This is a genomic window from Clostridia bacterium (genome assembly GCA_028698525.1).
In the GTDB taxonomy this organism is placed as follows: Bacteria; Bacillota; Clostridia; order JAQVDB01; family JAQVDB01; genus JAQVDB01.
Genome location: JAQVDB010000007.1, coordinates 1 through 25,349 on the forward strand (window position 1 = coordinate 1; position 25,349 = coordinate 25,349).

Annotated in this window: 24 protein-coding genes; 23 read left to right on the forward strand and 1 reads right to left on the reverse strand. The window is 34.5% G+C overall.

The window, feature by feature from the left end:
* The first annotated feature begins 136 nt into the window (after nt 1-136).
* Complete coding sequence (locus PHP06_01710; GenBank protein ID MDD3839276.1) at nt 137-583, forward strand: CBS domain-containing protein; 447 nt, start codon at nt 137-139, stop codon at nt 581-583.
* Between the two features lie 59 nt (nt 584-642).
* On the opposite strand, the gene PHP06_01715 is transcribed toward PHP06_01710, so the two are convergent.
* Complete coding sequence (locus tag PHP06_01715; protein ID MDD3839277.1) at nt 643-873, reverse strand: HPr family phosphocarrier protein; 231 nt, start codon at nt 871-873, stop codon at nt 643-645.
* Nucleotides 874-1,016: 143 nt separating this feature from the next.
* On the opposite strand from PHP06_01715, the gene PHP06_01720 reads away from it, so the two are divergent.
* From PHP06_01720 to PHP06_01825, 22 genes are all read left to right on the forward strand, one after another.
* The gene (locus PHP06_01720) at nt 1,017-2,009 is read left to right on the forward strand and encodes an acyl-CoA dehydratase activase-related protein (GenBank protein MDD3839278.1); all 993 of its coding nucleotides are present in this window, start codon (nt 1,017-1,019) and stop codon (nt 2,007-2,009) included.
* Nucleotides 1,981-3,093 carry a CoA protein activase gene (locus PHP06_01725; protein MDD3839279.1) on the forward strand — a complete coding sequence of 371 codons (1,113 nt, stop codon included), beginning with the start codon at nt 1,981-1,983 and terminating at the stop codon, nt 3,091-3,093. Before PHP06_01720 ends, PHP06_01725 begins: the two co-directional genes overlap by 29 nt.
* Nucleotides 3,068-4,054, forward strand: coding sequence for an acyl-CoA dehydratase activase (locus PHP06_01730; protein MDD3839280.1), 987 nt, complete (start codon nt 3,068-3,070; stop codon nt 4,052-4,054). Before PHP06_01725 ends, PHP06_01730 begins: the two co-directional genes overlap by 26 nt.
* Nucleotides 4,055-4,099: 45 nt before the next feature.
* Entirely contained in the window at nt 4,100-4,303 is a 204-nt protein-coding gene (locus PHP06_01735) for a hypothetical protein (protein ID MDD3839281.1), read from the forward strand.
* Nucleotides 4,304-5,334: 1,031 nt separating this feature from the next.
* Complete coding sequence (locus PHP06_01740) at nt 5,335-6,639, forward strand: PocR ligand-binding domain-containing protein (protein MDD3839282.1); 1,305 nt, start codon at nt 5,335-5,337, stop codon at nt 6,637-6,639.
* A gap of 167 nt (nt 6,640-6,806) precedes the next feature.
* Nucleotides 6,807-7,439, forward strand: coding sequence for a corrinoid protein (locus tag PHP06_01745; protein MDD3839283.1), 633 nt, complete (start codon nt 6,807-6,809; stop codon nt 7,437-7,439).
* A gap of 199 nt (nt 7,440-7,638) precedes the next feature.
* A complete protein-coding gene (gene ald, locus PHP06_01750) occupies nt 7,639-8,769 on the forward strand; it encodes an alanine dehydrogenase (protein ID MDD3839284.1) in 1,131 nt (376 codons plus the stop codon).
* 53 nt (nt 8,770-8,822) lie between these two features.
* Entirely contained in the window at nt 8,823-9,122 is a 300-nt protein-coding gene (locus PHP06_01755) for a TMEM165/GDT1 family protein (protein ID MDD3839285.1), read from the forward strand.
* A 134-nt stretch (nt 9,123-9,256) separates the two neighbouring features.
* Complete coding sequence (locus PHP06_01760; protein ID MDD3839286.1) at nt 9,257-11,089, forward strand: ASKHA domain-containing protein; 1,833 nt, start codon at nt 9,257-9,259, stop codon at nt 11,087-11,089.
* Nucleotides 11,090-11,187: 98 nt separating this feature from the next.
* Complete coding sequence (locus tag PHP06_01765; protein ID MDD3839287.1) at nt 11,188-11,844, forward strand: TVP38/TMEM64 family protein; 657 nt, start codon at nt 11,188-11,190, stop codon at nt 11,842-11,844.
* 119 nt (nt 11,845-11,963) lie between these two features.
* Nucleotides 11,964-13,484: a sodium/solute symporter gene (locus PHP06_01770; protein ID MDD3839288.1), complete on the forward strand. Its 1,521-nt coding sequence runs from the start codon at nt 11,964-11,966 to the stop codon at nt 13,482-13,484.
* Between the two features lie 51 nt (nt 13,485-13,535).
* Nucleotides 13,536-15,287, forward strand: coding sequence for an indolepyruvate ferredoxin oxidoreductase subunit alpha (iorA, locus tag PHP06_01775; GenBank protein MDD3839289.1), 1,752 nt, complete (start codon nt 13,536-13,538; stop codon nt 15,285-15,287).
* Nucleotides 15,271-15,849: an indolepyruvate oxidoreductase subunit beta gene (locus PHP06_01780; GenBank protein MDD3839290.1), complete on the forward strand. Its 579-nt coding sequence runs from the start codon at nt 15,271-15,273 to the stop codon at nt 15,847-15,849. Before iorA ends, PHP06_01780 begins: the two co-directional genes overlap by 17 nt.
* A 19-nt stretch (nt 15,850-15,868) precedes the next feature.
* Nucleotides 15,869-17,170, forward strand: a complete 1,302-nt coding sequence (locus PHP06_01785) for a phenylacetate--CoA ligase (protein ID MDD3839291.1) — start codon at nt 15,869-15,871, stop codon at nt 17,168-17,170.
* Between the two features lie 13 nt (nt 17,171-17,183).
* Nucleotides 17,184-17,615, forward strand: coding sequence for an acetolactate synthase (locus tag PHP06_01790; protein MDD3839292.1), 432 nt, complete (start codon nt 17,184-17,186; stop codon nt 17,613-17,615).
* A gap of 152 nt (nt 17,616-17,767) precedes the next feature.
* Entirely contained in the window at nt 17,768-18,901 is a 1,134-nt protein-coding gene (alr, locus tag PHP06_01795) for an alanine racemase (GenBank protein MDD3839293.1), read from the forward strand.
* 11 nt (nt 18,902-18,912) lie between these two features.
* The gene (locus PHP06_01800; GenBank protein ID MDD3839294.1) at nt 18,913-19,500 is read left to right on the forward strand and encodes a 5-formyltetrahydrofolate cyclo-ligase; all 588 of its coding nucleotides are present in this window, start codon (nt 18,913-18,915) and stop codon (nt 19,498-19,500) included.
* Between the two features lie 110 nt (nt 19,501-19,610).
* On the forward strand, nt 19,611-20,981 hold the full coding sequence (locus PHP06_01805; GenBank protein MDD3839295.1) for a homocysteine S-methyltransferase family protein: 1,371 nt from the start codon (nt 19,611-19,613) through the stop codon (nt 20,979-20,981).
* Nucleotides 20,982-21,157: 176 nt separating this feature from the next.
* A complete protein-coding gene (locus PHP06_01810) occupies nt 21,158-22,327 on the forward strand; it encodes a sensor histidine kinase (GenBank protein MDD3839296.1) in 1,170 nt (389 codons plus the stop codon).
* Nucleotides 22,328-22,329: 2 nt separating this feature from the next.
* Nucleotides 22,330-22,989: a response regulator transcription factor gene (locus PHP06_01815; protein ID MDD3839297.1), complete on the forward strand. Its 660-nt coding sequence runs from the start codon at nt 22,330-22,332 to the stop codon at nt 22,987-22,989.
* Nucleotides 22,990-23,007: 18 nt separating this feature from the next.
* On the forward strand, nt 23,008-23,553 hold the full coding sequence (locus PHP06_01820; GenBank protein MDD3839298.1) for a hypothetical protein: 546 nt from the start codon (nt 23,008-23,010) through the stop codon (nt 23,551-23,553).
* A gap of 128 nt (nt 23,554-23,681) precedes the next feature.
* The gene (locus tag PHP06_01825; protein MDD3839299.1) at nt 23,682-25,346 is read left to right on the forward strand and encodes a hypothetical protein; all 1,665 of its coding nucleotides are present in this window, start codon (nt 23,682-23,684) and stop codon (nt 25,344-25,346) included.
* The last annotated feature ends 3 nt before the right edge of the window (nt 25,347-25,349 follow it).

Sequence of the window (25,349 nt, forward strand, 5' to 3'; positions counted from 1 at the left end):
ATTATCATCTATATTTAGTTTAATTAATACTGAAAGATTTATTCTAAACAAAATATGGTTGTTATGTGAATTTATGGTGTTGGTTAAAGTGATTAAAAATAATATAAATGAGTATGATAATAGAGAATGAAACAATATGGAGGTGATCTTTATAAAACTTAAAGATATAATGACTCCTAATATCGTTTTTGCACAGCCTGAAGAATCCTTAACTGCTGTAGCTCAAAAAATGAAAGACAGCAATATCGGGTTTGTGCCTGTATGTGAAGCAGACCGTGTTGTAGGGGTGATCACTGATAGGGATATGGTTTTAAGGAATATTTCACAAGGATTGGATTCTAGCAATGTTAATGTGGGGAGCATAATGTCAAAACGAGTAATATATGGAACTCCTGATATGGAAGCATATCAGGCAGCTCAGATTATGGCTGAAAATCAGATAAGGAGACTGCCGATTATAGAAAATGATAAAATTGTAGGAGTAGTATCGATAGGTGATCTTGCAGTGGAGCCTATATATAAAGATGAGGCAGGAGATGCTTTAAGCAGTATTTCAGAGCCTAGCACTCCGCAATTTGAATGAAGAAGATAATAAATACATATGGGAGACTTTTAGTCTCCCATATGTATTTGGTGTCATAATTATTCAACAATAAATTTTTTTATATCAGAAAGCAAGTCATCGCAATTATCATCATATATTTCTAGGGTGAGAGGTTTGTTTAAATCGAGACTAAATATGCCCAGGATTGATTTTGCATCCACTAAATGTCTACCGGACTTTAAATCAATTTCATACGGATATCTAGAAACAATGTTAACAAAATCTTTTACGTTCTCTGCCATCTGAAGTCTAATGTTTACACTTTTCATTTTATACCCCCTCAATATAATAAATCCATTGTTTTAATAATTTAAGTATATAACAAAAACATTAAATGTACAAGATGTGCTTATATTTTTATGGAAAAATGTGCATACTATTGTCAATGTATAGATGAGGAGTTGGTGTTTCAATGAAATTAGGGATACCTAGAGGTTTATTATTTTATTATCATTACCCGTTTTGGGAGACTTTTTTTGAATACTTTGATGTACAAGTGATTGTAACACCTCAAACCACAAAACGTATTATGGATCAAGGTGTTAAGCTATGCGTTGACGATGCTTGCCTTCCAGTCAAAATATATCATGGACATGTTCAATATCTCAAAGACAAATGTGACAAAATTTTTGTACCTAGAATAGTTAGTTTATGTAAGGATGAATTTGTATGTCCTAAGTTTTGTGGTTTACCCGAAATGTTAAAACACAGTATAAAAGGGGTTCCTGACATAATAGATACGACTCTGGATATGAATAGGAATAATAGGCAAATATACAGGGCAGTATATGAATTGGGAAAAAATTTTACCGATAGCAGTGCTGAAATATTAAAAGCTTATATAAAGGCTTTAAACAGCTTAAGGGAATATAAACGCTTGATGTGTGAAGGGTATCTGCCTGATCAAGCAATTGATATTATGAAAAGCAAAAACAACATTGCAAAAAGGGAAATAAATGGAGAGTTAATAGGGCTAATAGGGCATCCATATAATATATATGATAGCTATATAAGCATGGATATAGTTAAAAAACTGGATAGAATGGGCTATGATGTAATGACGTCTGAAATGGTGAGTGAAAAGACTATAAATAGAGAAGACAAAAGATTGCCTAAAAAAATGTTTTGGAGTATAGCAAAAAATATATATGGGGCTGCTATGGATTTTGCTAGAAATCCTAAAATAAAAGGAATTGTATATTTATCAGCTTTTGGATGTGGTCAGGATGCATTTATTTGGGAGCTAGTGTATCGTGGAATTACTAAAGTATCTGATATGCCGTTAACTTTTATTACAGTAGATGAACATACAGGTGAAGCGGGTTTTATAACTAGATTAGAAGCGTTTATTGATATGATCGAGTGGAGGGAAAAAGATGAAAATTACATTTCCACACATGGGTAATGTTTATATGGCTGCAAAAGGATTGATGGATTATTTAGAAATTGATGTTATTGTGCCTCCATTATGCAGCAGTGAGACTTTAGAGATTGGCACAAAATATTCTCCTGAATTAGCATGTTTGCCGTTGAAGATAAACCTTGGAAACTATATACAGAGTATAGAGAGGGGGGCAGATACTATAATGCTTACAGGAAGTTGTGGCCCCTGCAGGTTTGGATATTATGGGATTGTCCAACAAAAGATACTAGAAGATTTAGGATATGATGTAGATATAATAATATTTGATCCTCCGAGAGGCAACATCATGCAATTAATTAGGCGTGCCAACAAAATATTTGGTGGAAAAAAGATCAAAAAGATTGTCCAAGGATTCAAAAAAGCCTATGAGATAATATGTCGTGCCGATTATCTAGACAAGCTATCCTTTGAGGTAAGACCTAGGGAAAAGGTTGCTGGGCAAACCGATAGAATTTATATGGATTATAGAAGAAGGGTAATGAATGCAGTTGGACCGGATGATATTCTCAAAGAGATTGACCATGCTGTAAATAAGCTTTTACTCATAGATACTGATTATAGTAGGGAAATGGTGAGAATTGGAATTGTAGGAGAAATATATACAATAATTGAACCGTTTGTGAATTTATTTATAGAGCAGAAATTAGGAAATTTAGGGGTAGAAGTGAATAGATCCATGAGTATTAGCAGCTGGATAAACAATACTTTCTCTAGGTTTATAGGGGTGGAAAAAGAACAGGAAATAAATGATGCTGCAAAGCCATATTTAGATTTATGTATTGGAGGGCATGCACGGCAATGTATAGGTAATACAGTATTATATTCACAACAGGGCTATGATGGTGTTATACAGATACTACCTTTTACTTGTATGCCGGAAATAGTGGCACAATCTATTCTTCCTACCGTAGAGAGAGATTGTAATATACCAATAATGAGCCTTGTTGTGGATGAATTGACAGGTGAAGCAGGATATATGACAAGATTAGAAGCCTTTGTAGATTTGATAAGGCGAAGAAAAGAAAGGAGAGAGCTGGAAGATGGACGGGCTGTTTCTTGGAGTTGATTTAGGTTCTGTGAGCACAAACCTCGTTCTTATAGACAATAAAGATAATGTAATTGAAAAATTATACTTAAGGACTGAAGGAAGGCCTATCAAGGTTTTGCAAAAAGGTTTTGATATTTTAAAAGACAAAATACCTAATAACATTCCAATATTATCAGCTGGATGTACGGGAAGTGGTAGACAGCTAGCTTCTGCTATTGTAGGAGCGGATATTGTAAAGAATGAAATAACTGCTCATGGGGTAGCCGCTTTAAATTTAGTTAAAGATGTTAATACTATAATTGAGATTGGTGGCCAAGATTCAAAGATAATAACAATAAGCAACAGTGTGATCACAGACTTTGCTATGAATACTGTCTGTGCAGCTGGTACTGGATCATTTTTAGATAGGCAAGCATCTAGGTTAAATGTAAGTATAGAAAAGTTTGGAGAAATTGCTTTGAAATCTAAGACACCAGTGAGGATTGCAGGCAGATGCGCGGTTTTTGCTGAGTCAGATATGATTCACAAGCAACAGTTAGGGCATAATGAAGAAGATATAATAAATGGTCTTTGTCATGCATTGGTGAGAAATTATTTAAATAATGTTGCAAAAGGGAAAACTATCAAGCCACCAATAATATTTCAAGGAGGGGTTGCCGCCAATGTAGGAATTAAAAGGGCTTTTGAAGAGCAATTGGGATTTGACGTTTTTGTACCGAAACACTATGAAGTGATGGGTGCAATTGGCGTAGCTATCCTTGCTAAAGAAAAATACACAAAGCAGAAAAAATCTAGTTTCAAAGGGCTTTCTATCATAAATAACAAATTTAATGTTAATAGCTTTCAATGCAATGGTTGTTCAAACAATTGTGAAGTAATAGAGTTGATATCAAATGAAAGTATATTTGCAAGGTGGGGAGACCGTTGTGGTAAATGGTCCAGCCTAAAGGTAAAAAGCAATAAAATGAATGCAGTATAAAATAGCAAAAAATAATGAATATATTTTTGTAGTGGAGTGATGAAAATGCAAGATTATACCAGCAAACAGGAGAGGATGTCTGTTGCTCAAAGGTGTCCTGAATATAGGCCTATATCCAGAGAGATGATGTCTTCAAACAATTTATTATCCTGTGAACAGTGTAAACATTGGGATGACGGAAAGTGCAAAATTTATGATGATGTTGTATCTACTATTCCAGAGACTTGGAATGATACTGATGGAAGATGAATATTATTTGGACAAATATAAAACCATATATAAAAAACCGGCTTGATATTCAACCGGTTTTTTATATATGGTTTTGTTGATGAGAGATTTAAATAGAATCAGTTTACCTCTTATTGCCATTATTTTACCCACATATATCAAAAATATTCAAAAAATTACTTATAAATTTTTAAAACAATGATGCATATAATATTAGAAATCTAAAAAGCATATTACAGTATATTCATAGAGATTTTCCTTTTTACATTAAATAACTTAATATATTTATTATAGCATGTGATATTATACAGCCATAGATGTTTTGTGTACGATATTTTACCAAAGTCCAAATAAAGTTGATCGAAAAAATATAGATCATATTGACTAAACTTGAATTTAAATGCATAAATGTAAACAATAAAGATGTTAATATTATTGAGTTTGATGGTTTAAATAAAAAATCACAGGCAGATAATATGATCCCTCGAAACCAGAGTTCTTCAATAAAACTAATAAATAATATATAATATATAGTACGAGCATCGATGTATATGTCTATATTTAAGTGGTGATAAAAACGGGATGTGTTATAGAGAAAGAAAAAAGCTATTGTAGGCAATAATCCATATATGATGGACTTATGTAAGTTTTTTGATTTAAAGCCAAGAGTTTCGATATAGAACCATTTGTCTGTGAATATGATACCGACTAAAAACATCAATATGTACAAAGTATCATCAGGGATAAATATCATATTCTGAATAGAGATTAATTTAGCTGTAATGAGCACAAATAAGCAATAGGCAAATATTTTTACAAATTTATTTTTTATTATTATTTTAAAATTTGTTAGCAAAAACATGTGATATTTCATGAGAAACCCTTTCGTAATCAGTATATAGATAACTACCATTAAAGCTGAAAATATAAATATTATAATATAATTATATTTTTTGGTATTATTAATTGATATCTATAATTAAAAATATTAGAGTTCTATGGAATTTATACTAATAATATTGATAACGATTGATGGTTGGGAGGGGAGTATAATGCTGAATATAGATGATATAGATATAGAACAAGTAATAGATATACCGGTAATGGAGAAATTATTAAATTCGTTTATATTAGCTACAGATTTAGGGACTATTTTCTTAGATAAACAGGGAGAATTTAAGATAGTTCCCCAAAATTATTATAAAAAGTGCGAATTTTGTAAAATAATTCAGGATACTGAAAAAGGGAAGGATAGATGTAAGGCATCTATGTTAAAGGCGGGAAAACAAGCCGCAGAATTAGGAGAGCCCTACATCTATAGATGTCATGCAGGACTTATAGAATTTTCAGCTCCTATAATGTTTAAAGATTACTATCTTGGAAGTGTGAGCTGTGGTCCAGTATGGATGTGGGAGTGGGACGAGCTGGCAATAAAGGAGCTGTTGGATAGGTCAAAAGACCTTGATATAAGCAGGGAATCGTTAATAGTTGCAAGCAGAAACCTTAAGGTGCTTTCCAGCAAAAATGTTCAGGCAGCTGCTGATTTGTTGTTTGTTACTGCTAATCATATAGCTCAGACTGGGATGCTGGTATTGAAGCATAGAAAAGAATTGAATGAACAGCAAGCTAAATTGGCAGAGGCAGTATTTGAAAGAAAAAAGGCAGAAGAAACTCTGAAAGTCCTTGAAAGAAAGGCTGTCGGATGTGAATATCCTATTGAAAAAGAAAAAGAATTATTAAATATGGTAAGGATAGGAGATAGAATAAGTGCAAAAGCCATATTGAATGATTTGTTAGGTAGTATATTTTTTGAGATGGCAGGAAATCTAGAAGTGATAAAGGCCAGGATGCTAGAATTATTGGTAGGCATCTCAAGAGCTGCTGTAGAAGGTGGAGCAAAATTAGAAAAATTGCTAGGCATGAACTATAATTTTATAAGCGAACTTTCAAATATTGATTCCTTTGAACTATTATGCCAGTGGATCGTAAAAGTATTGGATATATTTTTAGATACAGTATATGAAACTAGAAACGTAAAAAACGCTAAGATATTGAGTGATGCATTGGATTTTATAAATGAGAACTATAATACTGATTTATCCTTGGATAAAGTCGCACAAAGTGTATTTATAAGCCCGTATTATTTGAGTCATCTTTTTAAAGAAGAGCTAAACATAACTTTTGTTGAATATCTGACCAGTGTAAGGATAGAAAACGCAAAGAAATTATTAGATTCCACGCCTTTATCTATTGTTGCAATAGCTTATGAGGTAGGCTACGAAGATGCTAGCTATTTTAGCAAGGTATTTAAAAAAACTGTGGGATTATCACCTAGTCAATTCAGAAAGGGCCTTTAGAATTATGTATAGCAAAATATTGCTAATTATGACAAGATAGCAACGAGTAATAAATATATATCTTTGATATAATCATAATTAGCTAAAAGGTAGTTATCTATAAAAATATTGATTGTGACGATTTTAAATTGCGTAGTTGCATTTTATTTTAAGGAGGAGGAGTTCAAATGGCTGATTTTAGAGCTATAGCTGATGCATTAAAAAGCGGAAACGCTCCAAGGGTAAAAGAATTAACAGAAAGTGCACTGAAGGAAGGCGTTGTCCCGGAGGATATAGTAAATAAAGCTCTTATTGTAGGCATGGGTGAAATAGGGGAACTTTTCAAAAATAATGAAGTATATGTGCCTGAAGTATTAATAGCAGCAAGAGCAATGAATACCGGACTAGAGGTTCTTAAGCCATTGCTTGCTGAACGTGATGTTAAGCCTGTTGGGACTGTTGTAATCGCAACAGTGAAAGGTGATTTGCATGATATAGGCAAAAATCTTGTTGCCATGATGTTGAAAGGAGCAGGTTTTGAAGTAAAGGACTTAGGGATAGATGTATCACCTGAAAAATTTGTGGATGCGGTAAAAGACACAGGAGCAGATATATTGGCTATGTCCGCATTGCTTACTACTACAATGCCCGCCATGAAAGAAACTATTGAAGCTGTTAAAGAAGCGGGAATGAGGGACAAAGTAAAGATAATGGTGGGAGGTGCACCTGTAACTCAGAATTTTGCTGATGAAATAGGTGCAGATGGATATTCGGCTGATGCAGCTTCAGCTGCAGAACTTGCCAAAGAATTGATAGCTTAAAAAAGATTATAATAAATAGGAAATAAAAGATAGAGCATGCTATATGTATGCTCTATCTTTTATTTATGTAAAAATTTGTTGATTGAATTAATATAAAATCACTTACATTTGTGGTATAATATTTCTTATATATAGATGTTAGTTAAATGATATGCTATTTGTGACTTTTATTTATATAAGGTTAGGGAGTGTGTTTTAAATGATAATTGGTATTCCAAAGGAATTGAAGAATAATGAAAATAGGGTGGCTATTACACCTGCAGGGGTGATAGCTTTTAGGAATGCTGGACATAAGGTAATTGTTGAGAAAAATGCGGGTATTAAAAGCGGTATTTCCAATGATGATTTTGAGCGGGCAGGGGCAATCATTGCATCCGGCAATAAGGAGATATATCAAAAGGCTGAGATGGTTTTAAAGGTAAAAGAACCTTTGCCTGAAGAATACAATTCGCTTAGACCTAATCAAATATTGTTTACATATTTACATCTTGCTCCTGATAAGAAATTAACAGAAGAGCTTCTTAAAAGAAAAGTAACTGCAATTGCCTATGAAACGGTTCAAATGGAGGATGGGAGTTTGCCTCTTTTAAAGCCTATGAGTGAAGTAGCAGGACGGATGTCAATACAAATAGGTGCAAGGCTTTTAGAGAGGATGAATGGCGGCAGAGGTGTATTGTTAGGAGGTGTACCTGGTGTTCCGCCAGCTCAAGTTGTTATTATAGGCGCAGGCACAGCAGGACTTAATGCTGCAAAAATGGCTGCAGGACTCGGTGCAGAAGTCACAATATTGGATATCAATATAAAAAAATTAGCCTATATTGATGATATTTTTAACGGAAGAATTGTTACCCTGATGTCCAACACATATAATATAGCTAATGCGTGTAAAAAAGCTGACTTGGTCATAAGTGCAGTGTTGATTCCAGGTGCAATGGCTCCCAGTATAATAAAAGAATATATGGTAAAAGATATGAAGAAAGGCTCTGTAGTGATGGATTTTGCTATTGATCAGGGAGGCTCGGTAGAGACAATGGATAAAATGACAACTCATGATAAACCAACATTTATCAAACATGGTGTTATACATTATTCTGTGCCCAATATTGCTGGGGCTGTTCCTAGGACATCTACTTTTGCTTTGACCAATGCAACCATCCCATACGCTTTGACAATTGCCAACAAAGGCTTTACTAAAGCTATCATTGAGGAAGAGCACCTGGCCAGGGGAGTGAACACTTACGAAGGGAAAGTAACCCATCCAGGGGTGGGAAAGGCTTTAAACTTAGATTTTGCAAATCTTGATGAGCTTAGAATGATGGTAAAATATTAAAATCCGGGGTTGAACCCGGATTTTTCAAATTCAATAAGGTAGGAGGCAATATATTGAACTGGAAACTTTTTTTCACAGCTTTTGGATTGTTATTTTTAGCTGAGCTAGGAGACAAGACGCAAATGACGGTTTTTACTCTGGTAACGCAGAATAAACAACCTGTTCCGATATTTTTGGGGGCATCACTTGCCCTTGTATTAGTAACTCTATTAGCTGTTATTTTTGGAGATGTAATAGCAAAGTATATACCTGTAGAAATATTACAAGTAATAGCAGGTACACTATTTGTAGTCATAGGTGTTGTGGTTTTGTGGGGGGCAATTCCAGATTTTATAACAAAGTTTTTTAGATAACAAGATTAAACCATATATTGCAAAAATATTCTTTTTTAATAAAATTGATTGTGCTATAGTTTAATATACATTGATAATTGGTTTGAAAAATAGCTTTGAATATCTTTATAGAAATTAATATTGAGGGGATTGAAATGTGTAATGTAATTGTGAACAAAGGAAATCAAAAGGTTGTGTTAGTATCAGAAAAAGGACAGGTTCTGTTATCATTATTGCAACGCAATGATTTGTTTATCGAGTCACCTTGTGGTGGAAGAGGGACCTGTGGAAAATGCAAGGTTACCATTTTAGAAGGCCATGAGAATATTAGTTATATTGATGCGGTTGAGAAGACATATCTTTCAATTCTTGAACAAAAACAAGGGATTAGGCTTGCTTGTAGGGTTAAGGTGTATGGTGACATAAAAATAGAGATAAACACCAAAGATCAAAGCAAAGCAAGTGTTATGATAGATGGAGCTATAAAAACCAGCATTGATAGTGATTATCAGAGAAACGTAAAAAAGGAGAATATAAAACTGAGGATTCCGTCTGTCAGTGATCAGCGTAGTGACGTGCAAAGGTTGGAAGATGGGATTGGAATAGATTTTAAATACATACCCAAAAATGTTTTATCAACTTTATCAGAGATTTTAAGGAAAAGTGATTATGATATATCAATAGCATATAGTGGAGATACTTTGTTGGGCGTAGAGCAGGGAAATACTGAGAAGAACAACTATGGTATTGCACTGGATATCGGTACCACTACTATAGCCGGTTACCTGATCAATATAAATTCTGGGGAGCAGATAGATGTTTATTCCAGCTTAAATCCTCAGGCTGCTTATGGAAGCGATGTGATATCTAGATGTGATTTTTCTATAGAAAACAGCCAAGGAATAAAAGTATTAAATCAGTTGATATTGGACGAAATCAATAGTATGATCGCCTATTTTGTCAGCAATAATGGAATCAGTAGAAATAATATCTATCAATTAATAGTTGTAGGCAATACCATAATGTTGCATCTGTTGTTGGCATTGCCTGTAAAAAACATCGCCCTTTCACCATTTATTCCGGTTATCACTAAAAAATATGATACTAAAGCGAAACAGGCAGGTATAGCAATTAATCCTAACGGTATCATAAGTTATCTTCCTTGCATATCCGGTTATGTAGGCGCTGATACAGTTGCTGCAATAGTAGCTAGTGAAATGTATAAAACTGATGATATAAGTTTGCTTATAGATATTGGGACAAACGGCGAGATAGCCCTAGGGAATAGAGATAAAATGATTTGTTGCTCAGTTGCAGCTGGTCCGGCATTTGAAGGAGCGCATATAAAAAATGGTGTAGGAGGCATAGAAGGGGCCATAAATAAAGTATATATAGACGATGATTGTAGATACCAAACGATAGGGGGAAAGCAGCCTATCGGTGTTTGCGGGTCAGGAATTGTAGATGGAATTGCTGAAATGTTGGATAAAGGGATTATTGACAACACAGGGAGAATAAGGTCTAAAGAGGAGCTGGAAGATAAAAAAGGTGAAAAATGGATAGAAAGAATTATACAAGTTGATGGCAAACCTGCTTTTCTTATAGAAAGGCTAGAAGAACAAGAAATAGTCCTGTGCCAAAAAGATATACGGGAGGTCCAGCTTGCCAAGAGTGCTATCGCAGCAGGTATAAATATACTCATTAATGAGATGAAAATAAAATTGCAAGATATAAAAAACGTATATTTAGCAGGAGGTTTCGGCAATTATATAGACCACGATAATGCTGTTAGAATAGGCATCATTCCTGACCCCCTTAAAGACAGAATAATTCCCATAGGCAATGGTGCAGGCGTAGGTGCAAAAATCGCACTATTATCGCACGAACATTTAATGCTGACAGAAGAATTGAGGAGGAAAATTCAATATATTGAATTGTCTTCAAGGATGGATTTTCAGGAGATGTTCATTGATTATATATCTTTTTAAGGCTTAAGCAAAGCCTTTTTTTATTTTTATATAGTTGTTAAAAAAATTATTAAGTGATATAATCTAAAAAAGTTATAAGCATATGTGAGGGAGAGTCAATGGATAAGGAAACTAAAATAAATTTACTGAAATTTATTATTCCTGTTGTAGTTATACTGCTAATAGCTTTAATAGTTCATGAAACAGGGATAAGCAAACAATTTGAGGTAGACAACCTGAAAAAATTTTTAAATTCTTTTGGCCCGTGGGCTCCTTTGATATTTATTCTTTTATGTACTTTAAGACCTTTGCTACTACTTCCTGTAGGTATTTTTTCTATTTTAGGTGGAATTTTGTTTGGATATGCATTAGGCACTATTTATACAAGTATAGGAGTTACGCTAGGTTCATTTATTGCGTATTGGCTAGCTCAGAAACTAGGCAAGGATTTTGTAGATAAAATTTTGAAGGGCAAGCTAAAAACTTTTAATGATAATAGTGAAAAACATGGGTTTAAGATCATCCTATTGATGAGAGTTATTCCCGTGCTCCCTGTAGATGTTATAAGCTATGGGGCAGGTTTGTCTAATATAACGTTTAAAGATTTTGCATTTGGTACATTGGTTGGCATACTCCCAGGCACATTTGTTTATAGCTATTTTGGAAGTTCCATAAGAAATTTTAGCAAAAGCAAATTAATATTAGCTATTGCAATGATTGGATTATTGGTAGCTGTGCCGATAATTTTTAAAGACTATGTGAAAAAATATATATAATTTGATAAACAGAGTCTAAATAAAGCAAATGTATGATGGGTACCAAGATATTTTGTAGAATAGTAGTATGGAAGGTTTCAAAAAATTATTAAATTTGTATTATGGAAGGATGGTAGTTCATGAAGTATTTATTTGTATGTATTTATATTGTTATTCTTATAGGGATTGGAATTATCAGCAAGAGAAAAACAAATACATTAAATGACTTTTTTCTGGGTGGCAGATCGATAGGGCCATGGATATCTGCTTTTTCTTATGGAACAGCGTATTTTTCAGCTGTTTTATTCATAGGATATGCAGGCAAAACAGGATGGGGTTTTGGGTTGTCTTCTTTATGGATAGTTTTAGGTAATGCAGTTATAGGCTGCTATCTAGCATGGAAGGTATTGGGGAAAAGGACAAGGGAAATCACAAACAGGATAAACGTATCTACAATGCCTGAGTTTTTAGAAAAAAGATATGATAGCAAGATGTTAAAATTGGTGACAGCAGTTATAATTTTTGCTTTTTTGATACCATATTCTGCTTCAGTATATATGGGGTTGAGTTATTTATTTGAGCATATATTCAATATCCCATATACTACTTCCATGTTTATAATGGCTTTGTTGACTGCATTTTATCTTTTGATGGGTGGTTATATAGCCTCAACTTTGACCGATTTTGTTCAAGCTTTTATTATGATTATTGGGGTAGTTTTTTTGCTCTTTTATATAATCACCAGCCCAAATGTAGGGGGATTTTCCAGCGGCATAGCAAAGCTTAGTCAAATTGATCATAAGTTGATTGAACCAGTTGGACCTCCGGGATTTCTTTCAATATTTTCCCTTGTATTGATGACCAGCTTGGGCAGTTGGGGTTTACCACAAATGGTTCATAAATTTTATACTATAAAGGATGAAACTTTTATTAAAAAAGCTACCATTGTTTCCACAGCATTTGCTTTTTTAATAACCTTTGGTGCGTACTTCACTGGTTCTTTTAGCAGATTATTTTTTGATAATGAATTGCCGGTAAATCCTGATATTATAATGCCTAAGATTATAAGCACGGCGTTGCCTGACGCGGTATCAGGAATAATATTATTGCTTGTGCTGTCGGCATCCATGTCAACACTGGCTTCAATAGTACTTGCATCTAGTTCGGCTATAGCTATAGATTTAGTAAAAGGGATAATATTCCCTGATATGGCTGAAAAAAAAGTTATGAATTTAATGAGGATATTATGTGGAGTTTTTGTAGCGTTGTCTTTTGTAATTGCTATGCTTCCAAATGTAATAATTACATTGTCAGGCATCTCATTTGGAGCTGTTGCAGGCTCTTTGTTAGCTCCGTATCTTATGGGATTATATTGGAAGGGTATAACAAAAGCAGGGGCTTGGGCAAGCGTTATAACAGGTTTGTTTTCTGCTGTAGCAGGTGCCCTATATGTAAGGATGGATCCATCTTTAATCCCTATAACAAGCTCAATAGCTATGATTGTACCAATTGTTATTGCTTTTTTGGTGAGCAAGTTTACTCAGCCATATCCTGAGTCACATATTTTATATATATTCCCTCGGGATATTTATGGTGAGCACTTGAAAGATAAGTCAAGTCAATCGGTAGATGGTAGAGTGGTTATGGATAAATTTATTTGAATTAAGCTAGAAAAAACAGAATAAACAAATTTTAAGATGGGGTGAATATAATTGAAACAGCTTTTACTTGGAAATCAAGCTATAGCCAGAGGGGCTTATGAAGCTGGCGTGAAGGTATGTACAGCATATCCCGGGACGCCCAGCACCGAAATTACCGAGGCTATATCCAAATATGATGATGTATATTGTGAATGGTCTCCTAACGAGAAGGTAGCGCTAGAAGTAGGGATAGGTGCAGCCATTGCAGGAGCAAGGGCTATGGTGTGCATGAAACATGTGGGACTCAATGTTGCTGCTGATCCGCTTTTCACAGTTTCCTATACCGGCGTAAATGCTGGCTTGGTGATTGTGGTTGCAGATGATCCGGGGATGCACAGCTCGCAGAATGAACAGGACAGCAGGTATTATGCCAGATCTGCACATGTTCCAATGCTTGAGCCTGCAAGTAGTCAGGAAGCTAAGGAATATGTGAAAATGGCATTTGATATCAGTGAAAAATTCGATACGCCGGTATTATTAAGGTTAACTACTAGGATATCTCATTCTCAAGGAATAGTAGATATAGGAGATAAGAATAATATAGAATTGAAGGAATATAAGAAGGATGCCCAAAAATATGTGATGATGCCTGCTATGGCTAAAAAAAGGCATGTAGTAGTGGAAGAGAGGATGAATAAACTACAAAGTTTCGCAGATCAGCTTGATATAAATACTATAGAGTCAACAGATAATAAGGTTGGAATTATAACTAGCGGCATTGCATATCAGTATGTAAAGGAAGCTATGGATGATATATCGGTACTAAAGCTTGGAATGGTACATCCCCTTCCTAAAAAGCTGATCAATGATTTTGTACAAAAATTTGAAAAGGTTTATATAATAGAGGAATTAGAACCACTTTTTGAAGAGCAGATAAAATCTTGGGGTCTAGATGTGATCGGGAAAGAGTTGTTTTCCAGACAAGGTGAAATGAGTTCAGAAATAATTAAGGAAAAGATCATAGGAGAAAAGAGCCAGGCCTTGATCGACAAAGGACAGCTGCCGGCTAGACCTCCTGTTATGTGTCCCGGATGCCCTCACAGAGGTATATTTTATGTATTGAACAAATTAAAGCTGATAGTGACGGGTGATATCGGTTGTTATACATTGGGTACTTTGCCTCCTTTACAGGCGATAGATACTTGTATATGCATGGGAGCTAGTGTAGGCACCGCTCTAGGCATGGAAAAAGCTAGGGGAAGAGATTTTGGCAAAAAAGTCGTTGCAGTTATTGGAGATTCGACCTTTATACACTCGGGTATCACTGGACTTATAGACGTGGTTTATAATAAGGGAAATAGCACAGTAATAATATTGGATAATTCTACAACGGGTATGACGGGACACCAGGATAATCCGGCTACCGGTAAGACTATAAAAGATGAAGCCACATACAAGCTTGACCTAGAAAAATTGGTTAATGCTATCGGTGTAGAGAGAGTGAGAGTGATAGATCCTTTTAATATACATCAGGCTGAAAAAATAATAAAAGAAGAAGTAAATTCCGATCAGCCTTCTGTAATTATTTCAAGGAGACCCTGTGCTCTATTAGAAAAACGCAAAAATGTACAAGGATACACGATAGACAATGAAAAGTGTAAAAGATGTAAAGCATGTTTGAAATTAGGCTGTCCAGCTATTGCAAACAAAAACGGTAGGATGGTTATAGATCCAGCATTATGTAATGGATGTGGATTATGTGTTAGTGTTTGTAAGTTTGATGCAATAACAAAGGCGGGTGAAACTGATGGGCAAAACAAATAAAAGTATTCTTATTGTAGGAGTAGGGGGTCAGGGGACGCTATTGACCAGCAGGATATTGGGGAATCTTTTCTTAAATAATGGATATGACGTAAAGCTCTCTGAAGTACATGGGATGGCACAGAGAGGTGGTAGTGTTGTAACCCATGTAAGATACGGAGAACAAGTTGATTCCCCCATAATACCTAGGCAGGGCGCAGATGTGATACTCGCTTTTGAAAAGCTAGAAGCGTATAGGTGGATAGATTTTGCTAAACCAAATGGTGTAGTGATTGTCAATGAACAACAAGTGGATCCTATGCCTGTCATAACGGGTAATGCACAATATCCTGATAATATTATTCCTAAATTAGAGACTAGCAACATAAATATTTTACCTGTAGATGCACTGGCCATAGCGAGCAGGATAGGGAATATAAAGACAGTCAACACTGTATTATTAGGAGTTCTTGCTAAATATATAAATATTGAAAAACAAAAATGGATAGATGCAATAAAAAATACGGTACCTGAAAAGACAATAGATATAAATATAGAAGCATTTGAGAGAGGATATAGATTATAATTATTTTAGGAGAGTGGTAATGTTGTACTGGAATCCTACCTATGAATGTATGGATAGGGACAAATTGGTAGAACTTCAAAATGAGAGACTTGTAAATACAGTACACAAAGTATATCAAAATGTTCCTTATTACAGGCAGAAAATGCAAGCTGTAGGAATAATGCCTGAAGATATAAAAACTGTTGATGACCTTAAAAAACTTCCTTTTACTACAAAACAGGATTTGAGGGATAACTATCCTTATGGACTGTTTGCAGTTCCGCTCAGTGAGATTGTTAGAATACATGCATCATCAGGCACTACTGGTAAACCTACTGTTGTAGGATATACTAAACAGGACATTATAAGCTGGTCGGAACTTATGGCCCGAACCCTTACCTGTGGAGGCACTGTCAAGAACTCTGTAATACAAATTGCATATGGGTATGGGTTATTTACCGGAGGTTTAGGGGTCCATTACGGTGCAGAAAGAATAGGTGCCTCGGTTATACCTATATCAGGTGGAAATACAAAGCGTCAGTTGATGCTGATGAAAGACTTTGGAACTGATGTTTTAGCTTGTACTCCATCATATGCACTTTATATAGCTGAAACTATGCAGGAACTAAAAATAGACAGGCAAAAGTTTAAGTTGAAATATGGAATATTTGGTGCTGAACCATGGACTGAAAATATGAGGAAAGAAATAGAGCAAAAACTGGGTGTTAGCGCTATAGACATATATGGGCTAAGTGAAGTTATCGGACCTGGCGTTGCAAGTGAATGCCAATGCAAGGATGGGCTGCACATATTTGAAGATTATTTTATCGCCGAAGTAATAGATCCTGAAACAGGTGAGTCCTTGCCTTATGGAAAAGAGGGAGAATTGGTTTTTACCACTATTAATAAAGAAGGAATACCTGTAATAAGATATAGAACTAAGGATATAACTGCTTTGATACCTGACCAGTGTGAATGTGGGAGAACACACATCAGAATGAAGAAAATTATTGGCAGAACTGATGATATGTTAGTTATCAGGGGAGTAAATGTATTCCCATCACAGATAGAAAGTGTATTAGTTGAAATTGGTGATACAGAGCCTCATTATATGCTTATCGTAGATAGGATAAATAATCTTGATACTCTAGAAGTGCTTGTTGAAGTATCTGATAGACTTTTTTCAGATGAAGTTAAGAGGCTAGAAGATCTGAACAAGGAGATTACACGCAAAATACACGACACTTTAGGGTTGGCAGTCAAAGTAAGGCTTGTTGAACCTAAAACTATAGAGAGGACCGAGGGAAAATCTAAAAGAGTAATAGATAATAGAAAAATTTAAAGGAGGAATGGTCTTGTTGGTTAAACAGGTATCGGTTTTTTTGGAAAACAAATTAGGCAGGCTATCAGAAGTAACGGACCTTCTTAAACAGCATGATATAGATATAAGTGCAATATCCCTTGCAGATACTACTAATTTCGGTATTCTGAGGATGATAGTGAGCAATCCTCAAGATGTTGCCAAGATCATAAAAGAAGGTGGATTTACAGTCAGTATAACAGATGTCCTTGCTTTGAAAGTTTGCGATAAGCCGGGAGGACTTGCCGATGTGCTTAAAATATTGAGAGATAAAAATATAAGTGTTGAATACTTATATTCATTTGTAAAACAGACTTCAGGCGAAGCTTTGATACTTGTAAAGGTATCAGACCCACAAGATGCTATAGAAACGTTAAAAGCTAGCAATATTAAGCTACTTACAGAAGAAGAGGTTTATAGCCTTTAAAAATTAAAAAAGCTGTATCACACTTTAAAGCGTGATACAGCTTTTTTAATGCTGGCTGGCAAATATTTGCTACAATAATTTTTTGGATTGGTATATAATTAAAGTTAGGTCATCATAGACTTGTTACTACTTTTAACATTAGAGGTGCTTATATGGAATATCAGTATTTAACATCCTGTTGGGTGGAAATTGATCTTGGTGCATTAAGGAATAATCTAAAAGAGATATGTATGAATCTAAAAGATAATTCATGTGTAATAATGGCAATAGTAAAGGCGAATGCATATGGGCATGGAGCTTGTACAGTGGCTCGAACTGCATTAAAGTATGGGGCTTTCTGTGTTGGTGTAGCAACGCCTGAAGAAGGTATTGCCTTGAGAGAGGATGGTATAGAACAACCTATTTTAGTATTAGGAGGGATATTGCCCCAACAAGCTAAATTAGCAGCACAATACGATCTTATACAGACGATATTTACACCGGAAGCTTTAAGGGCATTGGATAGAGAAGGACAAAGGCTTGGGAAGAAAGTAAAAGTACACATAAAAATTGATACAGGTATGGGAAGAATAGGCGTAAGGAATGGCGATGAATTAAACTGTTTGCTCCAATGTATAAAGAGTTGTTCTCACATTGATGTAGAGGGTATTTATACTCATTTTTCTGAGTCAGATATAGAGGACAGAAGCTATACTATAAGGCAATTTCAGCTATTTAATGCTGCAGTTGAACAAGTGAGGGGTGCTGGAATAACACCGAGATACTTACATGCTGCAAATAGCGGGGCAATAATAGGTTATCCTGAAGCCCATTTTAATTTAGTAAGGGCCGGAATAATAATGTATGGCTATTACCCTTCTCATCAGGTAGAAAAAAGATTAGACTTAAAGCCTGTGCTTTCATGGAAAACTAAGGTGGTTCATTTAAAGACTGCATCTGTAGGAGAGAGTATAAGCTATGGGAGAACTTATACAACTAAAAAGCCTACAAAAATTGCTACCGTTAGAGTTGGGTATGCTGATGGGTACAATAGATTGCTATCAAATAAAGGCTATATGTTAGTCAATGGGGCTAAAGCCCCTGTTATAGGAAGAGTATGTATGGATCAATGCATGTTGGATGTCACTGATATAGATGACGTTCAAATAGGGGATACTGTAACTATTATAGGAAGTGATGGAGGGCTGGAAGTTACTGCTGATCATTTAGCTGATTTATGTGATACAATATCTTATGAAATATTGACAGGAATAAGCAGCAGAGTCCCTAGGATGATAAAAAAGTAGTTGGTGAGATTATGATAGCAAAAGTTAAAAAAAATATCAGAAAAGAAATCAAGGAAATAAGGAATTTGATGACATATGCTATGGTGAAAAATAGCAGCGATAAAATTTTTCAACATTTAATTGAGAATGAAATTTTTAGAAATTCAATGACTGTATTTACTTATGTTAGTTTTAAAAACGAGGTAAAGACGGATGATTTAATAAGATATTGTTTGAAAAACCACAAGAAAGTGATTGTACCTTTATGTAATAACAATGCTAAAACCATCAAGCTTTCGGAGCTCAAGCAATTTCCGGAAGAGTTGGAAAAAGGTACAATGGGAATATTGGAACCCAAGGCAGAATATTTTAGGCCGGTTGATTTAAAAGAGGTAGATCTTGCATTGGTTCCTGCCATTGCATACGATTATAGAGGTTATAGAGTTGGATATGGTGGTGGTTACTATGATCGTCTGATGGAAAACAAGAGTCCTAATCTATACACCATAGGACTCTGCTACCAATTCCAGATTATCCCAAACATACCTCGAGGTGTGCATGATTTTGCGGTGGACTGTATTATAACCGAGGAAGGCATGATTAAAACAGCGATCGGTTAGATATTTTATTACAGACGAAACATCAAGCCGCATCTTTGGGTGCTATATGCACTTTTTACAAAGTTCAGTTTAAAACCACCGAGCAGGGGATTGTATGCAAGATAAATAAATTGCTTGTAAATATTTGGCTAATAAAACTTGACGAACGGAATATAGGATACTCTAGTACAATTTTAGTATTGGTATATAAAGGGGTGAGGATAATAAAAGAAATTAGGGATCTATTAAAAGAAAATAAAATCATAATATATGATGGTGCTATGGGGACTTTTTTGCAGCAACTGGGTTTAAAGAATAATGAATGTCCTGAAATTTACAATTTAAACAACAAGGCTGTAGTTCAAAAAGTACACACTGCGTATAAAAATGCAGGCAGTGACGTGGTGTTGACCAATACATTTGGTGCAAACAGGATAAAACTCAAAAAATATAAATTAGAAGACAAAGTCCATGAGATAAATACTAATGCAGTAAAAATCGCTAAAGAGGTGATGGATGGGCAAGGATATGTTGCATTATCTGTAGGGCCTACAGGCGAGATGTATCAACCATATGGTAGTCTAAATTTTGAGGAAGCGTATGATATATATGCCCAACAAATATGTGCAGGTGCAAAAGCCGGTGCAGAGCTAATACATATTGAAACTATGACTGATTTGATAGAGCTTAAGGCAGCAGCATATGCCGCTTTAAATAATACACAGCTTCCAATCGTTGCAACGATGACTTTCGAGAATAACAGAAGGACTCTGATGGGAAGCGATGCAAGCACTGTTGCAAATGTTATAGACGGGATGGGAGTGGATGCTGTTGGAGTAAACTGTTCTGCAGGACCGGCTGAGCTCATGCCTATTGCCCGTGAAATGGCTGCTATAACTGATAAACCCATTATCATCCAGCCTAATGCCGGGCTACCTGAATTAAAGAATGGAGTTGTGCACTATCCTTTGAGTCCAGAAGATATGTATTATTTTGCAAAGCAGATGGTTAAGTCAGGAGCACAAATACTAGGAGGTTGTTGTGGTACAGGTCCTGAACACATAAAAAATATTAAGGATGCAGTTATTAACATGAAAGCAATAGAGAGAAAAATTGATAAACGATTTATTTCATCTGGATATAATACTTTAGAGTTTGATGATCGACTTATAGACAAATACACTGTAAATAAAGTAAATGTTTCTAAAGATTTGTCCGATAACATAAATAGAGTTCAAGAAGTTTCTATGTCAGAGGGAGACATAGTTGAATTAGATTTTCAAACTATCGATGCATCAGAAATGGAAACTGCTATTGAATCGATGAACTTTATACAAAGCATGATTAAAAAACCTTTATTGTTTACTAATATAATGAGTAAGGAACTGCTTGAAGGTATATTAAAAAACTATAAGGGGAGAGCGGTTATCCGTTCTGGCTCTGAATATGAAACTAAAGCATTCAATGCTATAATCAATAGCTTTGGAGCATATGTTATTTAAACATCTTATTTTAGTTCAAACATACGTATTTTAAGCTGTAAAATAATATACTACCTATTGATTTTAGCGAATATATCCTGATGGATATGTTTAATTTTTAGGCATATAAAAGTTAAATTTTCATATCAGGATATATTATATTTATAATTAAAATTATTTTAGAAAAGGAGATTTAAATGTCTTTTAAAACAAAGACTCCTAACATAAAAGAGCTGGACGATATAATCAAAAGAACGCTGGATACAATTGAAAAGAGTAAACAGCAGATAATAGAGATCGCTGAGGCTTCAAGAGAAGAATGTTATGAACTTAAAAACGAGCTTGAACTGCTAAAATACCAGACTAAACAGATAATAAGTGAAGTAGATAGGCTGGATGAATTAGAAAAACAAAGTAGAAGAAAGTTGATGCTTGTAAGCAAAAACTTTAAAGAATACAGTGAAAAGGACATAAAAAATGCATATAATAATGCACAGAATCTACAGATTCAGCTCGCTTTGAAAAGGGATAAAGAGCAACATATGATCAAAAAAAGAAATGAGCTTGAAAAGCGATTGATAAAATCTACTAAAATACTTAAAAAATCTGAGGATCTAGTAACACACGTTGGTGTAGCATTTAATTTTTTATCAGGTAATTTATCCAATATAAGTGATCACTTAGAAGATATTACTCAAAAGCAAATATTAGCAGCCCAAATAATACTTGCTCAGGAAGAGGAGAGAAGGAAGGTTGCTAGAGACATACATGATGGACCTGCCCAGTTGATGTCAAATATAGTTTTAAAGGCGGAATTGTGTGAAAAGCTGTCTGAAAAAGATATAACAATGCTTAAAGGAGAGCTGAACAATCTTAAAGATCTGGTGCGTGGATGTTTAAAGGAAGTGAGAAAGATAATATATGACTTACGGCCTATGTCACTTGATGATTTAGGGTTGATGCCGACACTTGAAAGGTATATAAATGACTATCAAGAACGTACTTGTATAGATACTAAGTTCAACGTTATTGGCCAGGAAGTCAAATTAAAGCTGGTAAGCGAGGTGGCTATATTCAGGATCATCCAGGAGGCACTGAACAATATCTATAAGCACTCCGGGTCAGATAGGGCTAACATAAAATTTGAGTTTAACAAAAACAATTTGATATTAATGATTAGGGATTATGGAAAAGGCTTTATCCCGGAAGATGTACCCAAAAAGGATGACGAATCTGGCGGTTTTGGATTAGACAGCATGAGACAGAGAGTAGAGCTATTAGAAGGTAAATTTTCAATTAAGTCGGAGAAAGGAAAAGGCACAATGATTTTTATCAATATTCCAATAAACTCATGCAAGGAGGAGTAACTATGAATTATATTAGAGTTCTTATTGCTGACGATCACTCTTTAATGAGAAAAGGATTAAAGCAGATACTAGAACTGGAAAAGGATATTAAAGTAATAGGACAGGCAGTAGATGGCAAAGAAGCGGTAGATATGTGTATAAAATGTCAGCCTGATGTTGTGCTCATGGATATCAATATGCCTGTGCTGAATGGCATTCAAGCGGTAAAAAAAATAAGGGAAAGCGGTAGTGAATCAAAAATAATAATGCTGACTATCCATGAAAACAGGGAATATCTATTGAAGACAATAAAAGTAGGGGCAGAAGGTTACATACTAAAAGATGCTGAAGTGGATCACCTTATCGAAGCTATAAGAAATGTGTATAGAGGCGAAACTTACATCCAACCCAATCTGACTACATATCTTATAAAAGAATTTAGCAAAAGCAACAGAAGAACAACAGAGAAAGATGAATGTAATCTCACTAGAAGAGAAAGAGAAGTTCTCGAATTGATTGCTGAAGGCATGAATAATAGAGAAATAGCCGATGAATTATTTATAAGCGAAAAGACCGTAAAAAACCATGTATCCAACATTTTCAGAAAAATAGATGTGAACGATAGGACACAGGCGGCTATATTTGCGTTCAAGAACAATATGGTTGACAATAATATTGTGTAAAGGAGAGGTTATGTTTTTATGCTTGAAGACATAAAGTTTGGTATTAGATTGATTGCAACACATTTAGTAATGGTAATTTTGACACTTGTACTTATTCCCATAGTTTTCACTCTCTTTAAAAGCTCAAATGCTCAATTTATTGGGTTATTGATTTTTACAATAACTTATATACTTGCCATGTGGTCAGATGTAGTAAGACAGGCTTCTAAGGATGCAAGAGGGAGAGAGCCCGAAGATAAGCCCTATATTAAAAGTATAATAGCGTCAGCAGTAGTTACCGTTCCTGCTTTGGTTTTTTTCTTATTTATGATTTTCGGATTTCCTTCTATACAGTTAAATCCGAATGGTGCTAGTGTGCCCGATATTGCAACCGGGCAAATTGCTGATAGCAATTTAAATATAGGCAATGTTATTTTTAGGCTATGGATGTCTCCTTTTTTGTCCTTATATACCAGATTTGAGAATAACTTTTCAGTTGTTAGTGTGGTGACTGTTATAATTATACCGTTATTGATAAATATAGCATATATTTATGGGTACAATCGTCAAAAAAGTAAAAAGTGATGCGAATGATAAAAAGCATCGCTTTTTATTTTTTGTAAAAAAAGCCAAAATGAAGAAGGAAAAAGTCAAAATATAAAGAATATAGTAAAATAAGCAAAATTAGAATTATAAAATAGGAAGGTGATAGCATGCAAAAAAAGACGAGGATGTTGCCTTTAATAATTTTGCTTATTTCATTTCTAAATGTGTTGTATATTTCTATAGCTCCTCCATATGTATCCGCTGAAGAAAATAGACCTATCATAAAAATTCTACCTGATAAAGAATATGTAAGGAAAGATGATGTATTTAAATTAAAAATTATAGCAGAGAATGTTGAAAACTTATATGCAATTGAGTTTAATATGCTCTATAACTATTACTCTTTTGAAGTATTGGATTCATTACCTGATCAGCCGGGGACTAACATAACGTCTGGAAAGGTTATGAATGGTGACGATTCTTCTATTGTTCTAGTTAATAATGTAGTAGATGGTGGGAAAATAACCTATGTGGCATCTTTTCTAGGTGAATCCAATGGATTTTCTGGGACAACCACTATTGCTACGGTAGATGTTAAGGCAATAGATAATATCGATTTTAAAAAGAGAGATTTTATATTAATCGATGTGAAGTTAGCTGATGAAAAAGGGTCTAAAATCCAGGCGGAATACAAGAATTGTAGCATCTATGTAGACAATACTCCTCCAAGAATAGCAGAGATAAGCACTATGGGTAATGAAAAGATAAAGGTTGAATTTGATGAGGATATTACCTATGAAACTCTTTCTAATTTAAACAATTATTATATAGCAAATCTTGATATTAATAATATCGAAGTTATAGATCAAAGAACTGTTATATTATCTACTCAAAAACAGGTAGGTGGTGAGAAGTATTTGCTCTATGCAAGTAATATTGCTGATAGAGCTGGCAATATAATAGTGGAGCAAGGAGAGGGAAATAGTTTTTTAGGTTGCGGACATATGTATATGGAGATAGAAGAAGAGGTATATGATAATTACGATTTTTACCTTGATGTGAAAACAGGGATGACAAAATATCCTAACATGGTGGGATTTAAAATAAGCTATGACCCAGAGTTTTTAAAATTTCAAGAGATCCAGGTTCCTGAACATTTATCATCAAAAGTAAAAAAAGTACCTGGCTATAACGTGATAGATGAAGAAAAGGGCATAATAGAATACATGATAAAAATATATGACGACAATATTAATTATCTTTGTGATGGTGAATGTATATCAAAGATAAAGTTCAAACCTTTAAAATTGGGAGGCACAGTATTTAATTTTATAAATGCTGATATTATTACATCTCTTGACAACAGCAGAATTCCTACAAATGCTCACAATATGAATTTCTATATAAATCCAGTATACGATATAAACGGCAAAATTAATGCTAAAAGAACTAATAATAGCAATACTAGTGTTAAGCTTGTAGCAGAAAATAGGACTGCAAAAATAGGACTAGATGGTACATTTATGCTTGAAAAGGTAAAACCAGGTAAATATAAATTGGACATAGCTAAAAGAGGATATTTAAAAAAGATAATTAATGTAAATATAGTTGATAGGCATGTTGCATTAAATGTGGATCTAATACCCGGGGATTTAAATGGTGATAATATAATAGATATTTCCGATTGTGTAAAAGCCGGATATGCGTATGGGAGCAAGCCTACGGATGAGAGATGGCTTCCAGAGCTGGATTACGATGCAAATAATTTAATTGATATTTACGATATAGTAAATGTTACTAGAAATTATGGTAAGCAATTCAAAGAGGAATAGGTT